We start from the raw sequence: 24,305 nt of genomic DNA on the forward strand, positions 1-24,305 counted from the left end.
GCGACCGTCTCGAAACCACCGGGACAGAAGGCCTCAGAACACCGCCCGGATCTCCCCCACGCGCCGCCCCCCGCCGAACAGCGGCACATCCCCGGTCGCAGCGACCTCGTCGACGTCCACACCCGGCAGCTCACCGATCTCCAGCCGCCGCAGCACCTCCGCCATCAGCACCGGTCGCACGCGTGCCGCACCGTCGTCGGTCTTGATCGCGACCGCGCGCCCATCGGGCAGCGCGACGGCGTAGCACGACTCTGCCCCGGCCTTGCCGATCGCGCCGGGGATCGCCTTGAGCAGCCGCGCCTCGTCACGGCGAGACCCGGACACGTGCTCGGGGTGCTGCCGGATCGCCTCGGCGACCCGCCGCTCGGGACCACCCTCGGCGACCGCGATCGCGCGGAACGCCCGCGCGAGGCCGGGCAGGGACGTGGACAGCAACGGCGCGCCGCAGCCGTCGACGGCGACCATCTCGACCGGCTCACCGGTCAGCTCCGCGAACGTCCTTGCGATGGCGAGCTGCAGCGGGTGGTCGGGAGAGAGGTACGTCGAGGTGTCCCAGCCGTTCGCGACGCAGGTGGCGAGCATCGCGGCGTGCTTGCCCGAGCAGTTCATCGCGATCGACGTCTTGCCGCCACCAGAGCGGAGCACGTCCTCGCGCGCCTCGTCGTCGAGCGGGAAGTCGGGCGGGGTCTGCAGCGCCGACTCGTCGAGGCCGACACCGGCGAGGATCTTGCGGACCCCGTCGAGATGAAACGGCTCCCCGGAGTGCGAGGCGCAGGCCAGCGCGAGCAGCTCACCGTCCAGCTCCAGCCCGGACCGGAGCATGCCGAGCGCCTGGACCGGCTTGTTGCACGAGCGCGGGAAGACCTGCGACTCCACGTCACCGACGCCCCACGCCAGACTCCCGTCAACGTTGAGCACGGCCACCGACCCGTAGTGGTGGCCCTCCACGAACCCCGAACGCACGATCTCGGCCACGACCACAGGTTTCGCCATGGCGCGACAGTAACGCTCCCCGGTGGTCGAGCCCCAGCGGTGGTCGAGCCTGTCGAGACCCAGCCGGTGGTCGAGCCTCACCGCTGGTCGAGCCTGTCGAGACCCCGGGTGCGATCATTGCCCGGTGTCCGAACCGACGAGCACCCCTCCCCAGCACTCGCCCTCCCCGCGCGAGCTCGACGACCTCGAGCTCCTCAGCCACGGCGCGCTCGCCCCGCTGACCGGGTTCGAGGGCCGCGACGGCCTGGTCACCCTCCACGTCCCCGCGGACGTCGCCGCCGCAGCGACGCGGGCGGGCGCGCTGGAGCTCGTCGACCCCGAGGGCGTCCCGCTCGCGACCGTCACCGTCGAGTCGACCTACGACGCCGGCGACGGCACCGTCGGGATCGTCGGGGATGTCGCGCCGATCACGCACAACGAGTTCGGCGCGTTCCGTCGCCTCTACCTCTCACCGGAGCAGGTGCGGCAGCAGTACGGCGCCACGACGGTCACCGTCCCGGTCGCCGGGCCGCTGACCACCCACGACATCGAGCGCATCGCCGCCGCGTCGGCCGAAGCGCGCGTCGTACTCCTCGCACTGGTGGGCGCCGGAACCCCCGAGCTCCCCGCACCCGCTTTGATCCGGGCCACCCTCGCGGCTGCGAGCCACCTGCCCGACGCGCACGTGGTCGCCGTCCCCCTCGCCTCCCGCGGCGACGCGACCCTCGACCACGACCTGGGGCAGCGGGTCGTCGCGGCATACGCGCCGGGCGAGATCGTCGCCGTCACCGGCGAGGGCGAGCTGCCCGACGACGTCGCCGCCATCGTGGACGCTGCCCTCCCCGGGCCGGACGAACAGGGCCTCGTGCTGTTCTTCACCGGCCTGTCGGGCAGTGGCAAGTCGACCCTCGCGCGCGCGCTGCACGACGTGATCCTCGAGCAGGGCGAGCGCACGGTGACCAGCCTCGACGGCGACGTCGTACGACGGAACCTCTCGAAGGGTCTGACCTTCTCCAAGGAGGACCGCGAGACCAACATCCGCCGGATCGGGTGGGTCGCCGCGGAGATCGGCCGGCACGGCGGCGTTGCCATCTGCAGCCCGATCGCGCCGTTCGACAGCACCCGCAAGCAGGTCCGGCAGATGGTCGAGGAGGCCGGCGGCGCCTTCGTGCTGATCCACGTCGCCACACCGCTGGAGGAGTGCGAGCGCCGCGACCGCAAGGGGCTGTACGCCAAGGCCCGCCGCGGCGAGATCCCGGAGTTCACCGGCATCTCCTCGCCCTACGAGGAGCCCGAGGACGCCGCAGTCCGTGTCGACACCACCGGCCGCCCGATCGAGGACGCCCTCGACGACGTGCTCACCTACCTGCGAGACGAGGGCTACTTCCCGGTGGTTTCGACGGGCTCAACCACCGACCGACCGCTGGTCGAGCCGTCCCCGCTGGTCGAGCCTGTCGAGACCCGGGACCGCTGATGGCCGACCTTCTCACCATGTCCGCCTTCTCGGTGCTGGTCGTCGCCTTCTTCGTCGGCATCGTCGTCGGCCTCACCGGCATGGGTGGCGGTGCGCTGATGACACCTGCGCTGATCTTCCTCGGCGTGAACCCCACCGCCGCGGTCGCCAACGACCTGGTCTCGGCCTCGGTCAGCAAGAGCGTCGGCGCCGCGGTGCACTGGCGCGAGGGGTCGCCGCACATCAAGCTCGCGCTGTGGCTGATCGCCGGCTCCGTCCCGACCGCGTTCGCCGGCGCGTTCCTGATCCAGGCGTTCGGGGGCGGCGAGGGTGAGCAGGACAACTTCCTCACGTACGCCATCGGCGCGGCACTGCTGTTCACCGCGAGCACCTACGCGCTGCGGATGTACCTCAACCTGCGCGTGGTCACCAGCGGTGGCGACGTGCACTTCGAGCAGAACCCTCCGGTCAAGCCGGTGCCCACGCTGCTCGTCGGCGCCCTCGGCGGCCTGCTGGTCGGCATCACCTCGGTCGGCTCGGGGTCACTGATCATGGTGGCGCTGCTGCTGCTCTACCCGACCCTGTCGGCCGTTCGCCTGGTCGGCACCGACCTCGTCCAGGCCGTGCCGCTCGTGCTTGCCGCCGCGATCAGCCACGTGATCGTCAGCGGTGTGGACTGGGCCGTGCTGATCCCGCTGCTCGTCGGCAGCGTCCCGGGCACGTTCATCGGCGCCAGACTGGCGAACTGGGTCTCGCAGTCGGTGATCCGCCGCGGCATCGTGATCGTGCTGACCCTCACCGGCTTGAAGATGTTGGGCACGCCCCCCGAGATCGTCGGTCTCGTCGGCGCAGGCCTGCTCATCCTGGGACCCGTGTTGTGGGGCTTCGTCCGGATGAGCCGTGGCCTCCCGCCGTACGACAACTTCACGGTGCCGGGACAGGACAAGCTGGCTAACAAGCAGCAGGAGCGTCAGCCGCGCTGAGCCTCGACCGGAACAGACCGCGTCGTGACGGGGGTTACAGCCCCCGTGGGCGTCGATTATCGACCCCATGGGTATGTGGATACGATGCTGGCTGATCCCCGAGAGAGGTCCTGCTAACTGATGACCGAAACCCATGCGGACTACCGCCTGAGCCAACTCGACGAGCTGGAGGCGGAGTCGATCCACATCTTCCGTGAGGTCGCCGCTGAGTTCGAGAAGCCGGTGCTGATGTTCTCCGGCGGCAAGGACTCCATCGTGATGATGCGGCTGGCGGAGAAGGCGTTCTACCCCGCGAAGATCCCGTTCCCCGTGCTCCAGGTCGACACGGGTTACGACTTCCCCGAGGTGCTGCAGACCCGCGACAACTGGGTGAACCGCCTCGGCGTGCGCCTGATCGTCGCCTCCGTGGAGCAGGCGATCAAGGACGGCGTGGTGGTCGACGACGGCAAGACCAGCCGCAACCGGCTCCAGATCGGCACCCTGCTGAACGCAATCGAGGAGCACGGCTTCACCGCCGCCTTCGGTGGTGGCCGCCGCGACGAGGAGAAGGCCCGCGCCAAGGAGCGCGTCTACTCCCACCGTGACGACTTCGGCCAGTGGGACCCCAAGAACCAGCGTCCCGAGCTGTGGAGCCTCTACAACGGCCGGATCCACGGCGGCGAGCACATGCGGATCTTCCCGCTGTCGAACTGGACCGAGCTCGACATCTGGCACTACATCGGCCGCGAGGAGATCGAGATCCCCTCGATCTACTTCTCGCACAGGCGCCGGGTGTTCGAACGCGACGGGATGCTCCTGACCGAGTCGGAGTACAACCCGTGCAAGAACGGCGAGGTGGCCGAGGAGCGCACGGTCCGCTTCCGGACGGTCGGTGACCTGACGCTCACCGGCTGTGTCGAGTCCGAGGCCTCGACCATCCCCGAAATCATCGACGAGATCGCGATCGCCCGGGTCACCGAGCGCGGCGCGACCCGTGGCGACGACCGCTTCTCCGAGGCCGCCATGGAAGACCGCAAGCGTGAGGGCTACTTCTGATGGATCTTCTCCGGTTCGCAACCGCCGGCTCCGTCGACGACGGCAAGTCGACCCTGATCGGCCGGCTCCTGCTCGACTCCAAGGCGATCTTCGAGGACCAGCTCGAGGCCGTCGAGGCGACCTCGCAGTCGCGCGGCTACGACTACACCGACCTCGCGCTGCTCACCGACGGGCTCCGCTCCGAGCGTGAGCAGGGCATCACGATCGACGTGGCCTACCGCTACTTCGCGACCCCGAGCCGCAAGTTCATCATTGCCGACACCCCGGGCCACGTGCAGTACACCCGCAACATGGTCACCGGGGCCTCGACCGCCGACCTCGGCCTGGTGCTCGTCGACGCCCGCCAGGGCCTCACCGAGCAGTCCCACCGTCACGCGGTGATCCTGTCGCTGCTCCGGGTGCCGCACCTGGTGCTCGCGGTGAACAAGATGGACCTCGTCGACTACGACGAGAAGGTCTTCCGTCAGATCCACGAGGAGTTCACCTCGTTCGCGACGAAGCTCAACGTGCCGGACCTGGAGATCATCCCGATCTCGGCGCTCAAGGGCGACAACGTCGTGCACCGCAGCGAGCACATGCCGTGGTATGAAGGTCCCTCGCTGATGCACCACCTGGAGAACGTCCACGTCGCCTCTGACCGCGACCTGGTGGACGCCCGCTTCCCGGTGCAGTACGTCATCCGGCCGAAGTCCGACGAGTTCCACGACTACCGCGGCTACGCTGGCCAGGTCGCCGGCGGCGTCTTCAAGCCGGGCGACGACGTGCTCGTCCTGCCGAGCGGCATGACGTCGAAGGTCGCCGGGATCGACCTGTTCGACAAGGAGGTCTCCGAGGCGTTCCCGCCGATGTCGGTCACGCTCCGTCTCGAGGACGACGTTGACGTCTCCCGCGGCGACATGATCTGTCGTCCCCAGAACGCCCCGAAGCCCAGCCAGGACATCGACGCAATGATCTGCTGGATGACCAACGAGCCGCTGCGCCCGCGCCAGAAGCTCGCCATCAAGCACACCACCCGCACGGGTCGTGCGCTGGTAAAGGACATCCAGTACCGCATGGACGTCAACACGCTCCACCGCGACCAGGAGACCAAGGAGCTCGGTCTCAACGAGATCGGCCGCGTGCAGCTGCGTACGACGGTCCCGTTGCTGTGCGACCCCTACAGCAAGAACCGCACCACCGGGTCGTTCATCCTGATCGACGAGGCGACCGGTGTGACCGTCGGCGCGGGCATGATCAACAACGCCAACTGAGATTCATGGCGACAGCACTTCCAGAGCATGGGTCGGGAAACGCCGGGTCGCGCGACCGGTTGCCACATCTGTCGACTAGCACTACTACAGCGACTACGCCACCGGAAGCCACTTGAGACCCGAAACTTCGCAGCAAGGACTTAAGGAGCACATGAGTTGCACACTCGGCCGGATCGACAACGAGCACGCGCGCAGGCTGGCACCCACACGCTAGCTTTTCATTAGCGTGGCGGACGCTGCCAGCGGCGCCCTGGAACAGTTGTCGCCTCAGTGAATCGCGCTTGGACTTCATTCCGCACCGGACCTCGCCGCGGCGTCTTGGCAATCGTAAGCGGCACCGTTGGCGCTCAGCTTCTGGGTCTAGCAGCCGCCCCGCTGCTTACGCGCCTATACGCGCCAGCCGATTTCGGAGCGTTCTCGCTCGTTGCTTCTGTCGCTATCGTTCTCGGCACTACCGGTTCGCTTCGATTCGAACAGGCAACGCCCTTGCCCGTGGACGAAGCAGACGCGCATGCCCTAACCAACCTCGGCCTCATCAGTGGCCTCACCACGACAATCCTGGCCTCCGGCTTGGCCCTTGCCTTCGGCGAGCCGGTCGCAGAAACATTCGGTTGGGTACAGGGAGCGAAATGGCTCTGGATTATTCCCTTAATGGCCCTTTCAGTGTCCACCTACCAAGTGCTCAACGCGCTTGCCATACGACAGCAGAGATTTGGTGCCATAGGCCGCCGAAGTCTCGCGCAATCACTCACCGGAGCGGCCGCTCAGATTGTTGGCGGCATTATGCACTCAGGCTTCTGGGGTCTCAGCCTGGGGCAGCTGGTCGGCAACGTTGTCGGAACGCTCAGCCTCCTCTGGGGGTCAGGGCTACGCACGAGTGACGCCCGGGCGGCCCGCCGTCGTCCGAGGCTGATGGCAGTGGGAAAGCGCTACCGCAAGTTCCCGTTGGCCCTCGCGCCAGCCGCGCTCCTCAACGCACTGAGTAGTCACGCGCCGCTGATCCTGATAATCACGTGGTATGGCGCCACCGCGGCTGGACTGCTCGCCCTAACACAGCGAGTGCTGGCGCTGCCGGTTCTCATCATCAGCCAAGCTGTCGGACATGTATACTTGAGCAAGGTTAGCGAAGCAAGAAGATTAGGGTCTAGGGACGTCTCAAGACTGTTCTGGCGTACCTCCATGTCGCTGACTCTTGTGGCGTTTCCACTGGCGACCATTCTGTTATTGAGCGCCCCATCTCTCTTCTCCCTAGTCTTCGGCGACGAATGGGCAGCAAGTGGGCAACTCGCGCAACTTATGGCAATCGCGTTCGCCGCACAACTCATTGCGTCACCGCTCTCGCAAACGCTCATTGCCTTGGAGCGCGTCTGGACTCAACTCCTTTTCGATGCCCTTCGACTCGCCGTCACAACGGGCGCCCTTGCAGTATGCGCCTTAACTAACCAGGGACTTCAAATAGCTGTGGCCGCATACTCCGTGACATCGGCCGCCACCTACGTATTGATCTGGGCGTTAAGCCGCCGCGCGGCGATGACCGCGTCGGTCACGGGTTCCTCGAAGGGCAGATCACGCTGGAAGTAGCGGCGATGGCGAAGTGCCTGCTCAGCACTCGAACTCGGCATTGATGAAGCTCGGCACAGGGCGTCACCAGGCCTAGGACCATGGAGCGTCGATCGGAGATTCGGCAATCATCTGGCGGTTCTCAACTTATGACACCACCCCGGCCCTACAACCACTCAAGAGCGCCGCCCAGGCCGGGCATTCATTGACGGCGGGTGAGTTCGTTCGAACCAGTGGGGTCAGAGGCGTTTCAAGATCCTCGCCGGATTCCCTCCAATGACGCATGACCCTACTGGGAATGACTTTGTTACAACCGATCCCGCTGCAACGATCGTCCCATCGCCCAAAGTTACCCCGGGAAGAATGACCGAGTTCATACCGACCCAGCACTTTTTCCCCAGCGTAATGGGATGCCCTGGCAGGTGATTGTTTAGATCCGAAGGATCATGATTGGCAGTGATTAGGCCCACATTTGGTGCGATAAATGTTCCCTCACCTAGGAAGATGTCGGCGGAAAAGTTCTGGAAATAGCACCCATGCGAAGACAAGTTGCGCACGTCGTTTGGGTGGAAGTGAAGTTTGCTGAAATCACTAATGATGGTGCTCGTAGCGATTGGCCACGGGCAGTGGCGATTAAAACCCAGTATCCGCTGCCGCCAAAGCGCAGTCACCAACTGCCTGTACCTTCCCATCGAGGCCCGATCACTGCCGGCGGGGACGATACGCGGGTCGAAAAAGGCACGGAAGATTGGCCTGGCCAATGGTGCAATCATACGAAGCAGCATCAGTCCTGCGCTTCGAAGCATTGGAACTCCTCCAAGAAGCGGATGGGGCGGGCCTCAACCGATAGGCGACAATCTGGAGCAGGCTACTCCGTTGCCGGGCGCAAACCTCGGACGTCCGTAGACCGGGCATGCCACGGTGACATCGCAGTTCCTCAGATCGTCGATGGAGCCGCGTCCGCGGACCCGCGCACCCCACACCCACGACCGTGACTTTTCGGCGGTTCCTCGCCTGTGTCCCACCATGATTCAAGCCATCGGGGCCCCGACCTGGGCGCGTGAGGGCCGCAGCGAGTCGAGCGCCGAGCCGACGCGGCTGGGGTGCGAAGGCACACCATTGTGTCAAGGCTTTCACTGATGAAGGCCGTCTACAGCAGTGGGACGATGCCGCTGCTTTCGTTGTCCCTCAGGCACAGGAGGGCATTCCCGTACCCGCGACACTCATCACTGGGCTTCGGCGCCGAACCATGCGTCTGTGCGCGAGAGCCCCAGGCCACCCACAGCACGTAGGGCCCCAAAATCGTCACTTTGAATACCGTCGGAGCAGCTCCTCAAGCAGTTCCCCCTGCCTTCGCCGGGTATACATGTCCTGAATCTCAGACGACAAGTCAACCGAAAGACTGCCGCGATCCGCCTTTTCCGTAGACCAGCGCGAAAGCGCCGCCATAATACTTTCAGGCTCGTTCGAGACGACGCCGATACCCAACTCTCTAATCAACTTCGCCGATACGCCGTCCTCATATCCCAGCATCAATACGGGTCGACCAACCGCAATATACTCAAAGATCTTCCCGGAAAAGACCCCAGCGTCACGCGGGTCATTCAATGTGAGATGGAGTAACACATCGCTCTCCATCTGTGCGTCGAGAGACGCCTTATGGGTGAGGAACTCGCCCAAGTGCACCTGTGACTGCAGGCCATTGCGCATCACATCCTTCGCCAGCACGTGTGTATTCGCTCCAAAGAACCGCAGCCTGACGAAAGTGCCCTGTTCCCGTAGCCTTCTCACGGCCACCAGCAAGGCAGCCGGATCCCGTTTCCCCGGATATAGGTAGCCGCAGTAGGTGACGACTAGACCCTCGCCCGCGGGCTGGCCAGTGAGTCCCTCGAAGTCCTTCTCCTCATATCCGTTCATTACAACATGAGCCGGTTTCTGGTGCTGATCCTCCAGCTCGTCGGCCAACGGCTTCGAAACAGTCGTGCAAGCGGTCGCACTTCGAAGCAGCCGATTCTCTTGAATGCGACGGGCATATCGCAAGGGAACACTATGGTCGTCGTACGGGTTAGTACTAATGAGATCTCGGTAATCGGCTATCCACGGAGCACCCCAGTATGCTGCGATCCGACGAGCAAGGTAGAGAACCGATAGTGGAGGCGCAGACGCGAGAACGATTTCTGGAGGACGAGTGATTCGTTTGACAGCTCTCTCAGCGGCGAGAGCCCAGAAGATGTGGCGGTCGGGTGGGAATACTTTTCCGACAGCTTTGGCGGCACGGCGCAGTCCACTCATTCCATACGACTTCAGCCCGCCTTCCAACCGCCTCCTCGTCAGCGCGTCGTCCATTTTGGTTCGCGGCCCCTCCGAGGGGTCCGGAACGCGCAAGATCCGGAGGCGCCCCCCGTCAGTGTCCCTCATTTCAAGGCCGGAATGAGGGGGGTCACGGGTAATGACTGTTACGTCGTGCCCGGCCACAAGTAGATACTCGGCAAACGACCGCGCCCGAAGGGACGCGACCATATTTTCTGGGGGAAAGTACAGTGTCACGAGTATGATATGCACGGGTCGCCTTCTTTCACGGACATGTTCGTCACCACTCCGACTCTGTCAGTTCAGAAGTGCTTCCAGGACACCTGACACGTTTCTGCTCACATTTGACCATTCAAACCCCCGTGTGTCAGCAACCCTCAACGTCAGGCCGGCGAGAATTTCCTTCATGGCCGCCGCCCACGCCCCCGACTCCGTAGGAGGGAGGGCCAGACCACCGTCACGGCATATTTCCCGCGCGCTCTCGCAAGATTCACTGTAAACGACAGGACACCCTGAACGCTGGGCTTCCAAGACAGGCAGTCCAAACCCTTCGATCTTGCTGGGAAACAGCAAGGCGAGCGCTCCACGATATTGAGCCGCCAGTTCCGCATCGGACAATCCGGACAGTATCTGCACTCTGGATTCAATGCCGAACTGGCGGACGAATCGTTCTGCCGCAGAGGGTTCGGGTACAACCATTCGCAGCCGCACGTCACTCTCAACTTCTCTCAGAGCACGGGTCAGCACCGAAACGTTCTTATGGGGCTTGAGGTTGCCCACGAATAGGAAATAGCGCTCTCCGTCGGCGGTGGGTCCTTCGGGGCTAAAAGCCTCCGAGGACCCATTCCCAGTCACGTGCACCTCGACCCTATCGTCGCGCAACCACTCTCGTATGAGTCTTTCCGAGGTTCTCGAAACGGTGAAGACGTGCCCCGAACGCCGAACGACAGGTCTAAGTACGTGATCAAAGTACGCTCGATGCAGCGAAGTCCTTCGAGTCTGTAGCTGAAGCGGTATCAGATCATGAATCGTCACAATCTGCCCGCAAAAGGCCGCGCCCGCGGTGAACCCTGGGGAATACAGGAGATCCGACGAACTCAACGTGAGCCGCAGAGGATTGACTACGTCAAGCGGGTTGGCGGGATCTCCAATACCGCAACAGGCTCGATACGGTAGGTCTAAGCGGCTCAGTATCTCTTTGGCGTAGCGCCCAATTCCATGTTGACCGCGCCAGCGGGTATCCACGAACAGACGGGCGGTATCCGGGTAGCGCGTCATGCTTCCTCCCCTGCCCAAGCGCCAATTTCTGTCCGGAACCGCCTCGCATCGAAATAGCGCACCCGCTCGGCCGCCGCATTAAGGTCCGTGTCTATTGCCCGGGCGGCCTGAACCTTTAGGTTTGCGGTATCCGAAAAGTCGGCCACGGTGCCGCCTCGCACCCGTTCCACACTTTCACGAGCGCCACCGTGCCTGTTGACCAGAACGGGCGTTCCCAGACTCATCGCTTCTACAGGAACTATTCCGAAATCCTCCACTGGAGGGAATATAAATAGCGCGGCCCGCTCAATCAGAGCGTATAGGAGCATTGAGGAGGGTGAAGGAACGAACGCTACGGGCACGGGTGCATCATGGGCCATGGCCCGAAGGTGTGGCAGTTCGGGCCCCGAGCCCGCGATAACGACTGGAATGCCAAGCGCCGAACCGAGACGAATCGCTTCGTCGACTCTTTTGTACGGAACGAGCCTAGAGGCGGCCATAACGTAATAATGCGGAAGCGATTCGACTATTGTGCATTCTTCGGGCTTGAGTTTGGCATGCCATGGCCTCCCCTCTTGCAGCTTAAGCACATCTACTGGAGGATATATTACCTCTGCCTCACGCCCCCAGGTATGGCATATTCTTTCTTGAATGAAATAACTATTGGCGGCGTATCGTGCTTTCGCAGATGTCCGGGTACGATCAACCTTGCGGTAGTGCTGTCGGCCTATGCGAGCAAGCAGGGCGTCGCCACGCTCATCTAACTCCGGAGCCCAGATATAGCGGGCTGGCGTATGCACGTATACGGAAATGAGTGCGTCTGCCGCCGTAATATTCGACGCCACGTGGTGAGCAAATAGGTGCGAACTGACGATGATTCGGTCGTATTGACGCAGATCAAGACGCCGCCAAATCCAAGGCATAAGCGGAAGTGCGAGGGGTTTGTGGTCACGCAGCCATGGGTGGGACGCCAAAACCGACTCGTGGATAGCGCGGCCCGCGAACAGATCGGAGGGATCCCGCCATAGCGTGTAGATCGGATCGTGCGGATAGCATTGCGATATCTCGTCCGCGACGCGTTCGGCGCCGCCGTTGGCGGCAATCCACTCATGAACAATCGCTCCCTGCATGGGGGCATCTTTGCACGGATGGTTGGGGCGGCGACGAGAGGGTTCTAGCGGTTCCTCTAGCACGACTGCGAAGTTCCAATCGCTAGGGAGGCCCGCGCTCGCGTAGAAGCGAGGCGGACGCCGACGGCGTCCAGCGTGGCGTCGTGGGACCTTGCGGTTGACCATTGCCAGAACGCGATCGAGGCCGAAGACGGCTGACCGAGCGACCCGGTGCCAAGTTTCGGCGCACGTGAAGGCCGGCCCCGGGGTCAACGACGACCTCCTGCGAGGCCGGCACGCCGTCCGCATCCAGCATGGCGTCCAGCGGGACGTTGCGCTTGACCATGGCCGGCGCGATCGGGTCCGAACTCGTGGTGGCGGGCATAGGTGCCGACGAAGCCGGCGCTCTTGCCGTTGTGGAGCAGTTCCGCACCACGCGTCGGGAGACGGCTACCGGAGCGGTCGAGGTGAAGCAGCGTCAGCTGGCGCGGCGGGCGGCCGAGAGTGTGTACGCGCGCGTCGGTCCACCGACCCGCGGTAACAGTGCTTGTCAAGGTGGACCGCCGGGCCGATCCACCCGGCCTCGTTCGGGATCGTGCGGTGGTCGGTGTGCCGTCCCCAGACCGGCCTCGCCACGCGCGATGCGCAACGCCTCGAAGACCCACAGCCCACCCGCCGGCTCCGAGGCCGCGGCATAGGCCTCCAGCCGGCTCGCGGGATGAAAGCGTATCCCGGGCGCGGCGGGCCCTCGATCCGCGTGGCCGTTGAGGCACTCCGATATAAGGCTCTGGCTGGATAGTGCTCGCGTCAGCGCGTGCCCAGGTACTCCTGAGCCGCCCGGCGAAGGCGGTCGTGGATCCCGTCGTACGCCTGCGCGCCGCCGAGGACGGCCTTCGGGAGCTTGCCGACCATCGTGTAGTTGGTGTCGACGACGTTGCCGGCGGGTGCGAGACCGGTCTGGCTGACCAACTGGTAGGCGTCCATCTGGTCCAGGCCGAGCAGCATGCCGGTCCAGCCGACGAGATCGTGCTGGCTCATCCGGAAGGCGTCCTCCAGCGGCCGGGCCGAACCGGTCGTGATCAGGAAGTCGTCGCTCTCGATGCGTGGTGACGGCGGTGCCTGGCCCTTGATGAGGTCGACCACGACGACCGTCTTCATCGCGGCCTCCAGCGCGGTCCCGCAGACCTCCCCTTCGCCCTGCCGGGCGTGACCGTCGCCGATCGAGAGCATGCCTCCCTCGACGTTGACGGGGAAGTACGCCGTAGTGCCGGCGCGCAGTTCGGGGGTGTCCATGTTGCCGCCGTGCGCTGCCGGGGTGATGCTCATGATCACCTCGTTGGCGGCAGGAGCGACCCCGACCGTGCCGTGCATCGGGTCCAGGGGGAGCTCGACGGTGAAGTCGGAGTTCCGCGCCTGGAACCGGCACGTGCCGGCCTCGAGGTCGAGGTCGTAGACCCAGACCCGCTCCTCGAGCGGCTGGTGCAGCATCGCGGTGTGCGTCGTGGTGGTCAGCGCCCCGAACAGCGGGAACGTCGAGGACACCGCCCAGTCCCGCGCGGGGACGATCTCAACGAAGTGGACGGCCAGCGTGTCGCCGACCTCGGCGCCCTCGACGGCGATCGGACCCGTCACCGGGTTCAGGAACGGGAACGTGCAGACCTGGCTCGGCAGGTCCGACACGCCTCGCACGTTGCCCCCGAAGGCGTCCTCGGTGGTCAGCTCGACGACGGTGCCCGGCCTGACGGTCAATAGCGGATCCCTGCCGCCGAAGGCGTAGGCGTACTGGTCCGGAGTCGGGTTCAGGGAGCGAACCTCCAGCGAGCTCATCAGGCCTCCGTCCTCTCGTCGACCTGCTCGACGGCCGCGAGTCGCGGACGCCGTCCCGTTGCGACCAGTCCCACCAGCACGACGGCGCCGATCCCCAGCCACACGAACCCGAGCGTCTGGGCCGCGACCTGAGCATTGATCACCACGTAGAACAGGATCGCGAAGCCGATCGCGGGCGCGATCAGGTGGCGCCACCAGTCACGGCTCTTGTTCCGCACCAGGTAGTGGACGACGACCGACACGTGCAGGACCAGGAAGGTCGTCATCGCGCCGAAGTTGACCAGCGTGCTCAACAGGGTGATCCCGTCGTCACGAGAGGCCATGTAGAGCCCCAGTGCCAGCGAGATCGCGGCGACCAGCAGGGTGGCGTTCACGGGCACCCCGTGCTTGGCGTGCACCTTCGACAGGAAGGGCGGCAGCTGGCGGTCGCGGGCCATCGCGTACAGGAGTCGCGAGGTGGCGGCCTGAGCCACCAGCGAGTTGGCGAAGCCCCAGGCGATGGCCGTGGCGAGCGCCGTCAGACTGGCCAGCCAGCCGCCGGCGGCTACCCGGGCGGCGTCGTAGAAGGCGGTCCCGCCGGGATCACCCTCGCTGATGAGCTGCTCCGGGTTGGGCACCAGCAGCGACGCAACCCAGGTCTGCACGATGAACAGGGTGCCGGCCAGGAGCAGAGCGGCGACCATCGCGCGACCGAGTGCGTGCGCCGACTCCTTGTTCTCCTCGGCGAGCATCGAGATGCCGTCGAAGCCCAGGAAGCTCAGGACGGCGATCGACACGGCGCCGAAGACCAGCGGCCAGGAGAACGTGTCGGAGTTGAACAGCGGCGTCAGCTCGAAGCCGCGGCCCTTGCCCTGGGCGAGCGCCACGATGCCGATGACCACGAAGATCGCCAGCACGATCAGCTCACCGATCAGCATGACCCGGTTCACCTTCGCGGTCATCTCGATGCCCATGTAGTTGACGATCGTGTTCAGAGCCACGAAGCCGACGAGCCAGGCCCACACCGGTAGGGCGGGGACCAGCGAGTTCATCGCGATGCTCGCGATCAGATAGAGCAGACCGGGAACCAGGACGTAGTCGAGCAGGATCATCCAGCCCGACAGGAACCCGACCGGTGCGGCGATCCCGCGCCCGGCGTACGAGTAGACCGAACCGGCCATCGGGAAGGCCCGCGACATCTGCGCGTAGGACAGCGCGGTGAACATCATCGCGACCATGCCGATGGCGTAGGCCAGGGCCACCATCCCGCCCGAGCCCTGGAAGACGCCGCCGAAGATGCCGAACGGGGCGATCGGCACCATGAAGACCAGGCCGTACACGAGGAGGTCGCCGAAGCTGAGCGACCGGTGCAGCTCCTGCTTGTAGCCGTACTGCTCGATGGACTCATGGTTCTGAGTCGAGGGGAACTCCGTCATCGTTCGTCTCTCTTTCCTGGCCTGCCGGGCCACGCTGAGAGACTGTAGAGCCAGATACTTCCAAATGGAAGCATCTGTTCAGGAGACGACCTGGAACTGCAACCCGTCCGCCCGGCCGAGGTGCACCGGGAGCGACCGCAGGCCACCGCGGAGCCGGGCCGTGGCCGGAGCGATCTGATCCGGAGTGAGGGCGCTCTCCTGGGCCAGGGCCACCGCGAGGTAGACGCCGTCGTAGATGCCCTCGGCGTAGGTGTCGAGCACCGGCGCCTCGGGGCCGAACAGGCCGGAGTAGCGCTCCTCCAGGCCGAGGCGGCGGTCGTCCTGCAAGGTCGTGAAGGACTGCATCGCGGCGTACATGGTGCCGGTCCGGTCCCCGCCGGAGGCCAACAGGCCGTTCTCCTCCAGGGACCCAGACAGGCGGACCAGCCGCCCTGCGAGGCCGGAGTGGCGCAGGGCTCGGTTGAACAGCGCGAGGTCCTGCCCGACCAGGCTGAGCAGGACGGCCTGTGCTCGTGAGCGGGTCAGATCATCGACGAGGCGGTCGGTCCGTGACTCGACCCCACCCAGCGGCACCCGCTGTTCCAGGACGACCCGGCCGGCCGTGTGGGCGAGCAGGCGGCGGGCGACGCGGTGCACCGCCTGCGGCCAGATGTAGTCGTTGCCCACCAGAGCCCAACGGTGAACCGAGTGGTGCACCGACAGCCACTCCAAAGCGCCCGCAAGCTGGCTGACCGGGTCAACCCCGATGCAGACCACGCCCGAGCGACGGGTCCCGCCTTCGTGCGGCGGGGTGAAGATGTAGGGCTTCCTCCCGGCCACCACCGACTCGATCGCCCGGTGCACGTCGCTGGTGTGGAAGCCGACCACGACGTCAACCAGGTCGGCGTCGCACAGGCCCCGGACCTCCCTCGCGACGGCGCCGGGCGCCCCACCGCCGTCCACCAGCACCAGCTCGACGGCGCGACCGTCGGCTCCGCCCCGAAGATTGCGTTCGTGCGCGGCCAGGAGTGCGGCGTCCAGGGCGGACGGCCCGGCGATGCCCAGGGGGCCGGACTGTGGCACCACGAGACAGACCCGCAACGCCGACGCATCGGGGCCGACGAACTGCGCCTCGAGGGGCCGCATGAGCCGGGCGTCGACGTCCACCCCCCGAGTATGCTCCAAGACAAACACGTGCAGGGAGGTGCAGACCGTTGGCGGGATCCCGCGACAAGACGGCCGTGTCCAGCGCTCCCCTCTTGGGCGAGCTGCTCACCCTCGCCCAACGCCGGGTCACCCGCGAGATGTCGGAGATCCTGGACGCCGAGAGCTGCACACTGACCGAGTGGCGCGTGATGCGGATCCTCGGCGACGGCGACGGCCACCTCATGGGCGAGCTCGCCGAGGCGCTGCTCATCCCGCACGCCTCGCTCACCCGCACCGTGGACTCCCTGGCGCGCAACAGCCTCGTCTACCGGCGGCAGTCCGGCACCGACCGCCGCAAGGTGGCGGTCCACCTCTCCCGTGAGGGCCGCGGGCGGCTGGACCGCCTGAACGCCCTGCTCGAGGCCCACGACGCCACTGTCCTCGGCTCCACGGAGTGGACCGAGCTGGCGTCCGCACTCAGCAAGGTGTGTGCTCCCAAGAGCGACACAGCGACGGACGGCGGGCTCTAACGCAGGTCGGGCGGACGTGTGAACCGTCCGTAGCCTGCTGTTCTGCACCAGAGCGCAGAAGAAGTGGCGCCGGCCCGGCACTCGGCATTCACACCTCCTTATCTGCAGCAGGAAGCAGATTAGGCTCCAAAGTCGGTGCCTTGACTGCCACAGCAGCGCTAAACTCCCTCCGGGCGCAGATTACTGAGAGGTGGGCGCTGATGCCGAAGCAACGCAGGTCCAGAGCCGACATCCGCACACGCGCGCGCGAGCGCGGGTCGCTCGCCGCGGTGGTAGCCGCCCGACGAGAGGAGCTCAGCCTCCGCCAGGACGAGCTGGCCGACCTGGCCGACGTGTCGGTCCGGTTTGTGCACGCCGTGGAGAGTGGCCGCAGATCGATCGGCCTGGATCGTCTGCTCGCCGTCTTGACCGCGCTCGGACTACACCTCGAACTGGAGCGCGGCCTGGCAGACGAACCGGTCGTAGCGGGCGCCGCACTCGCGGACGGTTACGGCCTCAAGCCCGGTGGGTCGGCCGATGACTGATCGCGACGCCGACGACGGGCCCGATGCCCTTGCAGATCTGACAAGCGTGACCCGGGCGGACGTCTACAAGCAGGGTGAGATCGCCGCTCACCTCACCCGCACCCCTGGCGGAGTTGAGTTCCGCTACACCGATGCCTGGGTGGAGGCCGGCGGCGCGCCCGTCGCGACCACGCTGCCAGTGACGGATGTCCCGACCCTCTCGCCGGGCGGCGCGGTGCCTGCATACTTCGCCGGCCTGCTCCCCGAGGGCCGTCGGCTCGGGGCCCTGCGTCGCAGCGTGAAGACCTCCGCCGACGACGAGCTCAGCCTCGTCCTCGCAGTCGGCAGCGACGCCATCGGAGATGTCCAGGTGGTGCCCTCAGGAGAGGCCCCGCAACAGATGTCGGCCCGGCTCGAGGTGGAGGACTTCACCGGTGTCCGGTTCCGCGACCTGCTCGCCGACCTCCACATCCACGTGGACAGGGTCGGCCTGCCCGGAGTGCAGGACAAGGTGAGCCTCGCGATGTTGAACCTCCCGGTCGCGGCTGCCGGACACAAGTACCTGCTCAAGCTGAACCCGCCGGAGTACCCACACTTGGTGGAGAACGAAGCATTCTTCCTCCTGGCAGCCCGCGGCAGCGGGATCCGCACCGTCGACGCGGACCTCGTGCACGATGCCGAAGGGGTGTCCGGTCTGGTCGTGCGCCGGTACGACCGTGTCCATGTCGAGGGCCGCGAGCATCTCCTGGCCGCCGAGGACGGGTGCCAGGTGCTCGGGCTGCATCCTGAGGCGAAGTACCGCCTCACGACCGAGGAGGTGCTCGGCCGACTGAGCGGGCTCTGCGAGGCTCCGCTTCCCGCAGCTCGGGAGTTCCTCGCTCAGGCTGTGTTCGCCTACGTGAGCTGCAACGGCGACGCCCATGCGAAGAACTTCTCGATCCTGCAGGAGCTGTCGGGGCGGTGGGCTCCCGCGCCGGCCTACGACCTGCCGACTTCGCAGCCCTACGGCGACCACACGCTCGCCCTCTCGGTGACCGGCAAGCGGGACGGGAACATCACCGGCAGTCGCTATGTGGCCCTCGGAGTGGAGCTCGGCCTCCCTGAGCGGGCAGCGCGCCGCGTCGTCGCCGAGGTGGCACGCCAGGTCGACGGCTGGGTCGACCGGCTCGACGAGCTGCCCTTCGACCAGGGCCGGGTGCGCAAGCTCCGGCAGGTGGTGCGTCGACGTCAGAGGCTGTTGGCCGACCACCTCTGACGTCGACCGATCGCTCGTGGGCGTGGAGGCTCCTCGCCGGCGCGAGCAAACCCGTCGGGTCGTCGGGGGGCTAACGCAGGTTCGGGCGGACGTGCAGGCCGGCTTCGGGGTCGACGACGACCTCCTGAGCGGCCGGCACGCCGTCGGCGTCCAGGGTGGCGTCCAGCGGGACGTTGCGCTTGACCATGGCCAGCGCAATCGGGCCGAGCTCGTGGTGGCGGGCAGAGGTGCCGACGAAGCCAACGCTCTTGCCGTTGTGGAGCAGCTCCGCGCCTCGCGTCGGTAGCCGGTTGTCCGACCCGTCGAGGTGGAGGAGGGTCAGCCGTCGCGGTGGACGGCCCAGCGTGTGCACGCGGGCGACGGTCTCCTGGCCCCGGTAGCAGCCCTTGTCGAGGTGGACGGCCGAGCCGATCCAGCCGGCCTCGTTCGGGATCGTCTTGTGGTCGGTGTCGAGGCCAAGGCGGGCCTCGCCGCGGGCGATTCTCAGGGCTTCGAATGCCCACATCCCGCAGGCTGGGTCGGAGGCCTGGGCGAAGGTCCCGAGGTCTGCGCGCGGGATGAAGCGGTAGCCGGCGTAGGTCTCGACAAGCTCGACCGACGGAGGGGGCCCGATCGACGGGGTTTCGACAGGCTCGACCACCGAGGTGGGGCGCCAGACGACCGCGAGCTCGTCGGTCACGTCGGCGACCTCGACGCGCATCATGAAGCGCATCCTGTCCAGCCACTCCACCAGAGCCGGAGCCTGACCCGGCTCGACGTGGGCGGTGAACGACTCGCCGTCGTCGACGCCGTACATCGCGTGCTCCACGTGCCCCTGCGGGCTGAGGATCAGCGCGGCGGTCGGGACGTTCGGAGGAAGGCTCTCCAGGTGCTGGCTGGTCAGCGAGTGCAGCCAGGTGAGCCGGTCCGGGCCGGACACACGGATCACACCGCGGTGGGAGAGATCGACGAACCCTTCACCTGACTCCAGGATCCGCTGCTCCTTGTTGAAGGAGCCGTAGTGCGCGGCAACGTCAGCGTCGATGCCGTCGCCGGCTACTGCGCCAGCGAGTCTCAGGAGGGGGCTTGCGTGAGTGTGGGACACGGTTTCGACTGTAGCGCGGGGGGTCTGCGTGTTAGACCGGTGGTTTCGAGACGCTCACTTCGTTCGCTCCTCAACCACCGGGGTCTCGACGGGCTCGACCGGCGGCAGTTACTCGACGGGGGTCTCGACAGGCTCGACCGCCGGGGTGGACTGGCGGCCGTAGTCGTCGTCGTAGCGGTGGATGTCGTCCTCGCCGGTGTAGGCGCCGCGCTGGACCTCGATGATCACCAGCTCCTCGGAGGTCTCGTTGCACAGCCGGTGCTTGGCGCCCTGGGGGACGTCGATGCTGTGGCCCGGGCCCGCGGTGATCGTTTCGCCGTCGATGATGCAGGTGGCGATGCCGTAGACCACCACCCAGTGCTCGGAGCGGTGGTCATGGGTCTGGTACGACAGCCGGCTGCCGGGCTTCACGTGGATCCGCTTGACCTTGTAGCCACGGTCGACGTCGATGACGTGCCACGACCCCCAAGGACGTTCCTCAGAGTCGAGTACCACCTGCTGCCCCCTCGTTCGTTCGACGGACAGGGACCCACACTACGAGAAACGTCCCCCGAGCCGCCGCCGGAGTCCGGGTCGACGCCCTGAAGGTCCCGCGTGCACGGCGTTATGTCCCGTATCGTCAGGGCAGTGAAGAGGGAGGCACGCTGGCCGGTGATCCTGGTCGTCGCGACGGCCGTCGCGGTGGTCGTCTTCGTGGTCAGCGCCATGACCAACTGGCCACCAGAGCCGCCGACCTCTCCCCTCGCCGGGCGAACCGCCCCGGACCAGACCCCCGCTTCGACGCCCACCTCGGCACCGGCCGCCGACGACGCCTCCGACGAGCCGGCTGAGCCGGCAACGGATGAGTCCTCGGACCAGCTCCTGCTCGTGGTGCTGGGTGACTCGTTCACCGCCGAGAGCGACGTCAGCGACGGACCGGAGTGGCCGCAGCTGCTCGCGGACTCGCTTGACTTGCAGGTCGCGGTCGACGCGGTCGCCGAGACCGGCTACGTCAGCGACGCCGACGGCGACGCCGAACCGTTCGCGGACCGCGTCGACGACGTGGTCGGCCGGGGTGCCGACGTGATCGTCGTGGCCGGAGGCGTGGACGACCTCGGTGCGCACCCGATGCAGCGGATCACCGACGCGGCCGAGGACGTCGTCACGCAGCTGGTCGAGCAGGCCCCGGACGCCCAGCTGGTGCTCGTCTCCCCCTTCTCCTACGGCGGCCCCGGCCCGCTGACCGAGGAGTTCACCGGCAACCTCCGCGAGATCGCCGACGCCCAGGGCATCCCGTACGTCGATGCCACCGGCTGGCTGATGCCGAGCGACGACTACTTCTCCGGCGACCGCTACCACCCCGCCGACGCCGGGCAGCGCGAGATCGCCACCCGGATGGAGCAGGCCCTCCTCGAGGCCGGGATAGCCGAGGCCACCTCGTGAACCGGTCACTGCTGGTCAAGGTCACCGCCGGCGCCGACGACCCGGAGCGGTGCAACCAGGGCTTCACCGTTGCCGCCACGGCTGCCGCGGCCGGCGTGGACGTGAGCCTGTGGCTCACCGGTGAGGCGGTCTGGTTCGCCGTCGTCGGCCGGGCTCCGGAGCTGGGCCTGGAGCATGCGGCACCGGCCGGCGACCTGCTCGAGGCGGTGCTGGCCACCGGCCAGGTCACTGTGTGCACGCAGTGCGCCCAGCGCCGCGACATCGGCGAGTCCGCCGTACTCCCCGGCGTGCGGATCGCGGGAGCACCGACTTTCGTCGAGGAAGCCCTCGCTGAAGGTGTCCAGGCCCTGGTCTACTGACGCCTGCTGACCTCCGGACAACCAGCTCTCGCCCTGTGACCGCCTGTCATGATGGGTCACTGTGGATGCTCCCCAGCTCTCCGGTGAGCGCGAGGCCGACACCAGTGCCGACAGCGCTGCTGCTCACCTGCTCCGCCGCGCGCAGCAGGTGGCGGACGAGCTGCGCGCCCAGGCACAGCAGGAGCTGGACGAGGCCCAGGCGAACCGGCAGCGGCTGGAGGGCGAGGCACAGCGGCTGCGCGACGAGGCGGCCACCGAACGCGACCAGGCCGCACGGGCGCTGAGGACCGCACGCGAGCAGCTCGCGTCCGCCTCCGAGGAGGCCCAGCAGCTCGTGGCTGACGCCGCCGACCAGTCCGCCATGCTGATGGAGGCTGCCGAGACCCAGCGCCGGGAGATCCTGGCCGAGGTCGGCACCCACGCCGAGCAGCGCCGGGCCGAGGCCGACCGGGTCGCCGAGGACGCCCACCGCGAGGCGGACTGCCTGCTCGCCGAGGCCGAGAGCCGGGCCGAGGCGCTGCTCGCCGAGGCGACCCAGCGGGCGCAGGAGCAGACCGCCACCGCCGAGGAGCGGGCCGAGCAGGTTCGCCTGGCGGCGGAGGAGGCGGCCTCGGAGCTGCTGGAGCGGACCCGGACAGAAGCAGACGAGACCCGCGAAAGCGCCCGCGTCGAGGCGGAGCAGCTCCGGCAGGACGCCCAGCGTGAGGCGGTCGAGCTGCGAGAGCGGGCGGAGTCCCTGCACCACGAGGCGAAGGAGCAGGCCGAGCGGATCGTCGCGCAGGCCACCCAGGAGGCCGAGCAGTCGCTCGCGGCGGCCGCCGAGGAGACCGCCTGGACCCGGCAGACCATGGACTCCCTGCTCGCCACCGCCGAGCTGGAGGCCCAGCGGATCAAGGCGGCCGCGCACAGCGGTGCGGCCCTGCACACCCAGCGGGTACGACGCCGGGTCGGCGACGTCGTGCACCGGCTCACCGAGCGGATGCGCGACCTGATCGCCGACGCCGACGAGCAGGCCGCCGAGCTCAGCGACGCCGCGGAGCACGTCCTCGCCGCGGCCCGCAAGGACGCCGACCGGCTGCTCACCGACGCCCAGGCCCGCGCGGAGGCGATCCGCGCCGACGCCGAGGAGCACGCCACACTGCTCCGCGAGCGGGCCGAGCGCCGCCTCGGCGAGGCCGAGTCCGGCGCCAAGCTGCTGCGCGAGCGGGTCACCGAGGAGGTCACCCGCAACCGGCGTACCGCCCAGGAGGAGCTGGTCGCCGCGCGGGAGGAGGCGACCACGCTGGTCGCCGACGCCCGCCAGGAGGCCGACACCCTCCGGCGGCAGGCGCGGACCCTCCTGGAGGACGCCCGCAGCGAGGTCGCGGTGCTCACCCGCCGCCGCGACGAGATCACCGCCGAGCTCGGCCAGCTCTCCGGTGTGATCCAGGCCCTGGCTGTCCCGGCCGAGAGCAGTACCTTCACCGACGTGCCGCCCGCCGCCCCCACGGCGGACGACACCAGCGACCGAGAGAACGAAGAGGACGACCAGCCATGAGCGACGCAGGGCAGAACTTCAGGGTGGTTCTGCGCGGGTACGAGCCCGCCCAGGTGGACCGCCGGATCCACGAGCTCGCCGAGAGCGCGGACCGGGCGCGCGAGGAGGCTGCCGCGCTCCAGGCACGCGTGCAGCGGCTGGAGGAGCAGCTGGCCCGCGAGGCCGAGGAGCGCACCCGTGCGGAGGCCGAACGCTCCCGCGCGGCGGAGGAGGCCGCCACGCGGCCCGAGGAGGAGCCGCAGGCACCCACCCCGGTGACCTTCGCCCACCTCGGTGAGCGCGTCGGGCAGATCCTCGCGCTGGCCGAGGAGGAGGCCGAGGAGATGCGCACCCGAGCCCGCGAGGAGGCGGCTGCACACCGCGCCCAGGCGGAGGAGTCGGTCGCCAACATCCGCGCCGAGGTCGACCGTTACGCGACCCAGCGGCGCAGCGACGCCGAGACCGAGGCCGCCCGGATCCTCGAGGACGCCCGCCGGTCGGCCGACGACCGGCTCGACGCCGCCGAGCGTGACGCGGCTGCCCGGATCCAGGAGGCCGAGGCGCTGCACGAGAAGCAGCGGGCCACCGCCGCGCAGGCCGCCGCCGACTTCGAGACCACGCTCGCCCGCCGCCGGCAGAAGGCGGAGGAGGAGTTCGCCCAGCAGATGGAGGAGGCCAAGCAGCGGCTGGAGGAGCTGGAGCGGCACACCGAGCGCACCCGCACCGAGGCCGAGGCCGCCCACGCCGAGGCGGCTCGCGAGTCCAAGCGGCTGCTGGAGGACGCCGAGCAGCAGGCGGCGGCCATCGTCAACGAGGCCAGGTCCGTCGCCGCCCGGGTCCGCGCCGACTCCGAGCGCGAGCTTGCCGCGGCCATGCAGCGCCGCGACAGCATCAACGCCCAGCTGGCCAACGTCCGGCAGATGCTCACCACGCTCACCGGCGCCGCGCCCTCAGGGCTGCTGGAGCACGCGATGGGCGTCGCAGGCAGCGACAGCCCGGCCGAGACTGCTGAGTCCCCGGCCGAGACTGCTGAGTCCCCGGGGGAGTCCTCGGATGAGGACTCCGGCGAGGGCTCCGGAGCGGCCGGCGCGGTGGAAGCGGACGCCGAGGTCCACCCGGACACCGACACCGCGGACGAGCCGGACGCCGGTGAGCAGGCGGACGACTCACCCCAGGCTGATGACGACGTGGAGCAGCGGAGCGCCGCTGAGGATCAGGGCGGCATGGTCGAGCAGAAGGGGCCGTTCATGCCGTTCACACCCCAGCGCATCGAGCTCTGACCCGGTTCCGCAGGTAAGTCCCGAGGTTGTCGGGGTGTGAACGCAACAAGTGCCTTTCAG

At 67.3% G+C, this 24,305-nt stretch carries 22 protein-coding genes; 12 read left to right on the forward strand and 10 right to left on the reverse strand.

Annotated elements, in window-relative coordinates:
* Positions 1-33 precede the first annotated feature (33 nt).
* Positions 34-993, reverse strand: coding sequence for an asparaginase (locus ACYVIH_RS07360; protein ID WP_460867701.1), 960 nt, complete (start codon positions 991-993; stop codon positions 34-36).
* A 124-nt stretch (positions 994-1,117) separates the two neighbouring features.
* Between ACYVIH_RS07360 and cysC the strand changes: the two genes are divergently transcribed.
* The 5 genes from cysC to ACYVIH_RS07385 all read left to right on the forward strand — a co-directional run bounded on the left by cysC (position 1,118) and on the right by ACYVIH_RS07385 (position 7,274).
* Complete coding sequence (cysC, locus tag ACYVIH_RS07365) at positions 1,118-2,446, forward strand: adenylyl-sulfate kinase (RefSeq protein ID WP_460867703.1); 1,329 nt, start codon at positions 1,118-1,120, stop codon at positions 2,444-2,446.
* Complete coding sequence (locus ACYVIH_RS07370) at positions 2,446-3,408, forward strand: sulfite exporter TauE/SafE family protein (protein WP_460867705.1); 963 nt, start codon at positions 2,446-2,448, stop codon at positions 3,406-3,408. Before cysC ends, ACYVIH_RS07370 begins: the two co-directional genes overlap by 1 nt.
* 120 nt (positions 3,409-3,528) lie before the next feature.
* Positions 3,529-4,443, forward strand: coding sequence for a sulfate adenylyltransferase subunit CysD (gene cysD / locus ACYVIH_RS07375; protein ID WP_460867707.1), 915 nt, complete (start codon positions 3,529-3,531; stop codon positions 4,441-4,443).
* The gene (locus ACYVIH_RS07380) at positions 4,443-5,693 is read left to right on the forward strand and encodes a sulfate adenylyltransferase subunit 1 (RefSeq protein ID WP_460867709.1); all 1,251 of its coding nucleotides are present in this window, start codon (positions 4,443-4,445) and stop codon (positions 5,691-5,693) included. Before cysD ends, ACYVIH_RS07380 begins: the two co-directional genes overlap by 1 nt.
* Positions 5,694-5,963: 270 nt before the next feature.
* Positions 5,964-7,274, forward strand: a complete 1,311-nt coding sequence (locus ACYVIH_RS07385) for an oligosaccharide flippase family protein (RefSeq protein WP_460867711.1) — start codon at positions 5,964-5,966, stop codon at positions 7,272-7,274.
* 218 nt (positions 7,275-7,492) lie between these two features.
* Here ACYVIH_RS07385 and ACYVIH_RS07390 read toward each other — a convergent pair whose 3' ends face one another.
* From ACYVIH_RS07390 to ACYVIH_RS07420, 7 genes are all read right to left on the reverse strand, one after another.
* Positions 7,493-8,059, reverse strand: a complete 567-nt coding sequence (locus tag ACYVIH_RS07390) for a DapH/DapD/GlmU-related protein (RefSeq protein WP_460867713.1) — start codon at positions 8,057-8,059, stop codon at positions 7,493-7,495.
* Positions 8,060-8,558: 499 nt separating this feature from the next.
* Positions 8,559-9,773: a glycosyltransferase gene (locus ACYVIH_RS07395; RefSeq protein WP_460867742.1), complete on the reverse strand. Its 1,215-nt coding sequence runs from the start codon at positions 9,771-9,773 to the stop codon at positions 8,559-8,561.
* 87 nt (positions 9,774-9,860) lie between these two features.
* Positions 9,861-10,841 (reverse strand): glycosyltransferase family 4 protein, encoded by a 981-nt coding sequence (locus tag ACYVIH_RS07400; protein WP_460867714.1) that lies wholly within the window; start codon positions 10,839-10,841, stop codon positions 9,861-9,863.
* Positions 10,838-11,950, reverse strand: a complete 1,113-nt coding sequence (locus tag ACYVIH_RS07405) for a glycosyltransferase (RefSeq protein ID WP_460867716.1) — start codon at positions 11,948-11,950, stop codon at positions 10,838-10,840. The genes ACYVIH_RS07400 and ACYVIH_RS07405 overlap by 4 nt, the downstream gene beginning before the upstream one ends.
* 786 nt (positions 11,951-12,736) lie before the next feature.
* The gene (locus tag ACYVIH_RS07410) at positions 12,737-13,756 is read right to left on the reverse strand and encodes an acetamidase/formamidase family protein (RefSeq protein ID WP_460867718.1); all 1,020 of its coding nucleotides are present in this window, start codon (positions 13,754-13,756) and stop codon (positions 12,737-12,739) included.
* Positions 13,756-15,171: an APC family permease gene (locus ACYVIH_RS07415; protein ID WP_460867719.1), complete on the reverse strand. Its 1,416-nt coding sequence runs from the start codon at positions 15,169-15,171 to the stop codon at positions 13,756-13,758. The genes ACYVIH_RS07410 and ACYVIH_RS07415 overlap by 1 nt, the downstream gene beginning before the upstream one ends.
* 78 nt (positions 15,172-15,249) lie before the next feature.
* Complete coding sequence (locus ACYVIH_RS07420) at positions 15,250-16,317, reverse strand: ABC transporter substrate-binding protein (RefSeq protein WP_460867721.1); 1,068 nt, start codon at positions 16,315-16,317, stop codon at positions 15,250-15,252.
* Positions 16,318-16,391: 74 nt separating this feature from the next.
* On the opposite strand from ACYVIH_RS07420, the gene ACYVIH_RS07425 reads away from it, so the two are divergent.
* The 3 genes from ACYVIH_RS07425 to ACYVIH_RS07435 all read left to right on the forward strand — a co-directional run bounded on the left by ACYVIH_RS07425 (position 16,392) and on the right by ACYVIH_RS07435 (position 18,584).
* Positions 16,392-16,826 (forward strand): MarR family winged helix-turn-helix transcriptional regulator, encoded by a 435-nt coding sequence (locus tag ACYVIH_RS07425; RefSeq protein WP_460867723.1) that lies wholly within the window; start codon positions 16,392-16,394, stop codon positions 16,824-16,826.
* Between the two features lie 140 nt (positions 16,827-16,966).
* Complete coding sequence (locus tag ACYVIH_RS07430) at positions 16,967-17,350, forward strand: helix-turn-helix domain-containing protein (protein ID WP_460867725.1); 384 nt, start codon at positions 16,967-16,969, stop codon at positions 17,348-17,350.
* Positions 17,343-18,584, forward strand: a complete 1,242-nt coding sequence (locus ACYVIH_RS07435) for a type II toxin-antitoxin system HipA family toxin (protein WP_460867727.1) — start codon at positions 17,343-17,345, stop codon at positions 18,582-18,584. The genes ACYVIH_RS07430 and ACYVIH_RS07435 overlap by 8 nt, the downstream gene beginning before the upstream one ends.
* A gap of 70 nt (positions 18,585-18,654) precedes the next feature.
* Here ACYVIH_RS07435 and ygfZ read toward each other — a convergent pair whose 3' ends face one another.
* A complete protein-coding gene (ygfZ, locus tag ACYVIH_RS07440) occupies positions 18,655-19,668 on the reverse strand; it encodes a CAF17-like 4Fe-4S cluster assembly/insertion protein YgfZ (protein WP_460867730.1) in 1,014 nt (337 codons plus the stop codon).
* A 108-nt stretch (positions 19,669-19,776) separates the two neighbouring features.
* Positions 19,777-20,163 carry a phosphomannose isomerase type II C-terminal cupin domain gene (locus tag ACYVIH_RS07445; protein WP_460867732.1) on the reverse strand — a complete coding sequence of 129 codons (387 nt, stop codon included), beginning with the start codon at positions 20,161-20,163 and terminating at the stop codon, positions 19,777-19,779.
* Positions 20,164-20,295: 132 nt separating this feature from the next.
* Between ACYVIH_RS07445 and ACYVIH_RS07450 the strand changes: the two genes are divergently transcribed.
* The 4 genes from ACYVIH_RS07450 (at position 20,296) to ACYVIH_RS07465 (ending at position 24,245) form a co-directional block, all read left to right on the forward strand.
* A complete protein-coding gene (locus ACYVIH_RS07450; protein ID WP_460867734.1) occupies positions 20,296-21,090 on the forward strand; it encodes an SGNH/GDSL hydrolase family protein in 795 nt (264 codons plus the stop codon).
* Complete coding sequence (locus tag ACYVIH_RS07455; RefSeq protein ID WP_460867736.1) at positions 21,087-21,449, forward strand: DsrE family protein; 363 nt, start codon at positions 21,087-21,089, stop codon at positions 21,447-21,449. The genes ACYVIH_RS07450 and ACYVIH_RS07455 overlap by 4 nt, the downstream gene beginning before the upstream one ends.
* A gap of 61 nt (positions 21,450-21,510) precedes the next feature.
* Complete coding sequence (locus ACYVIH_RS07460) at positions 21,511-22,986, forward strand: coiled-coil domain-containing protein (RefSeq protein ID WP_460867738.1); 1,476 nt, start codon at positions 21,511-21,513, stop codon at positions 22,984-22,986.
* Entirely contained in the window at positions 22,983-24,245 is a 1,263-nt protein-coding gene (locus ACYVIH_RS07465; protein WP_460867740.1) for a DivIVA domain-containing protein, read from the forward strand. The genes ACYVIH_RS07460 and ACYVIH_RS07465 overlap by 4 nt, the downstream gene beginning before the upstream one ends.
* Positions 24,246-24,305 lie beyond the last annotated feature (60 nt).

The organism is Nocardioides pakistanensis (genome assembly GCF_054781215.1).

Excerpts from the sequence above, each read along its gene's own strand:
- ACYVIH_RS07360 (WP_460867701.1), bottom strand. The coding sequence starts at position 993 with ATGGCGAAACCTGTGGTCGTGGCCGAGATCGTGCGTTCGGGGTTCGTG.
- ACYVIH_RS07370 (WP_460867705.1), top strand. The coding sequence starts at position 2,446 with ATGGCCGACCTTCTCACCATGTCCGCCTTCTCGGTGCTGGTCGTCGCC.
- cysD (WP_460867707.1), top strand. The coding sequence starts at position 3,529 with ATGACCGAAACCCATGCGGACTACCGCCTGAGCCAACTCGACGAGCTG.
- ACYVIH_RS07380 (WP_460867709.1), top strand. The coding sequence starts at position 4,443 with ATGGATCTTCTCCGGTTCGCAACCGCCGGCTCCGTCGACGACGGCAAG.
- ACYVIH_RS07390 (WP_460867713.1), bottom strand. The coding sequence starts at position 8,059 with ATGCTTCGAAGCGCAGGACTGATGCTGCTTCGTATGATTGCACCATTG.
- ACYVIH_RS07395 (WP_460867742.1), bottom strand. The coding sequence starts at position 9,773 with ATGGTCGCGTCCCTTCGGGCGCGGTCGTTTGCCGAGTATCTACTTGTG.
- ACYVIH_RS07400 (WP_460867714.1), bottom strand. The coding sequence starts at position 10,841 with ATGACGCGCTACCCGGATACCGCCCGTCTGTTCGTGGATACCCGCTGG.
- ACYVIH_RS07405 (WP_460867716.1), bottom strand. The coding sequence starts at position 11,950 with ATGCAGGGAGCGATTGTTCATGAGTGGATTGCCGCCAACGGCGGCGCC.
- ACYVIH_RS07410 (WP_460867718.1), bottom strand. The coding sequence starts at position 13,756 with ATGAGCTCGCTGGAGGTTCGCTCCCTGAACCCGACTCCGGACCAGTAC.
- ACYVIH_RS07415 (WP_460867719.1), bottom strand. The coding sequence starts at position 15,171 with ATGACGGAGTTCCCCTCGACTCAGAACCATGAGTCCATCGAGCAGTAC.
- ACYVIH_RS07435 (WP_460867727.1), top strand. The coding sequence starts at position 17,343 with ATGACTGATCGCGACGCCGACGACGGGCCCGATGCCCTTGCAGATCTG.
- ACYVIH_RS07465 (WP_460867740.1), top strand. The coding sequence starts at position 22,983 with ATGAGCGACGCAGGGCAGAACTTCAGGGTGGTTCTGCGCGGGTACGAG.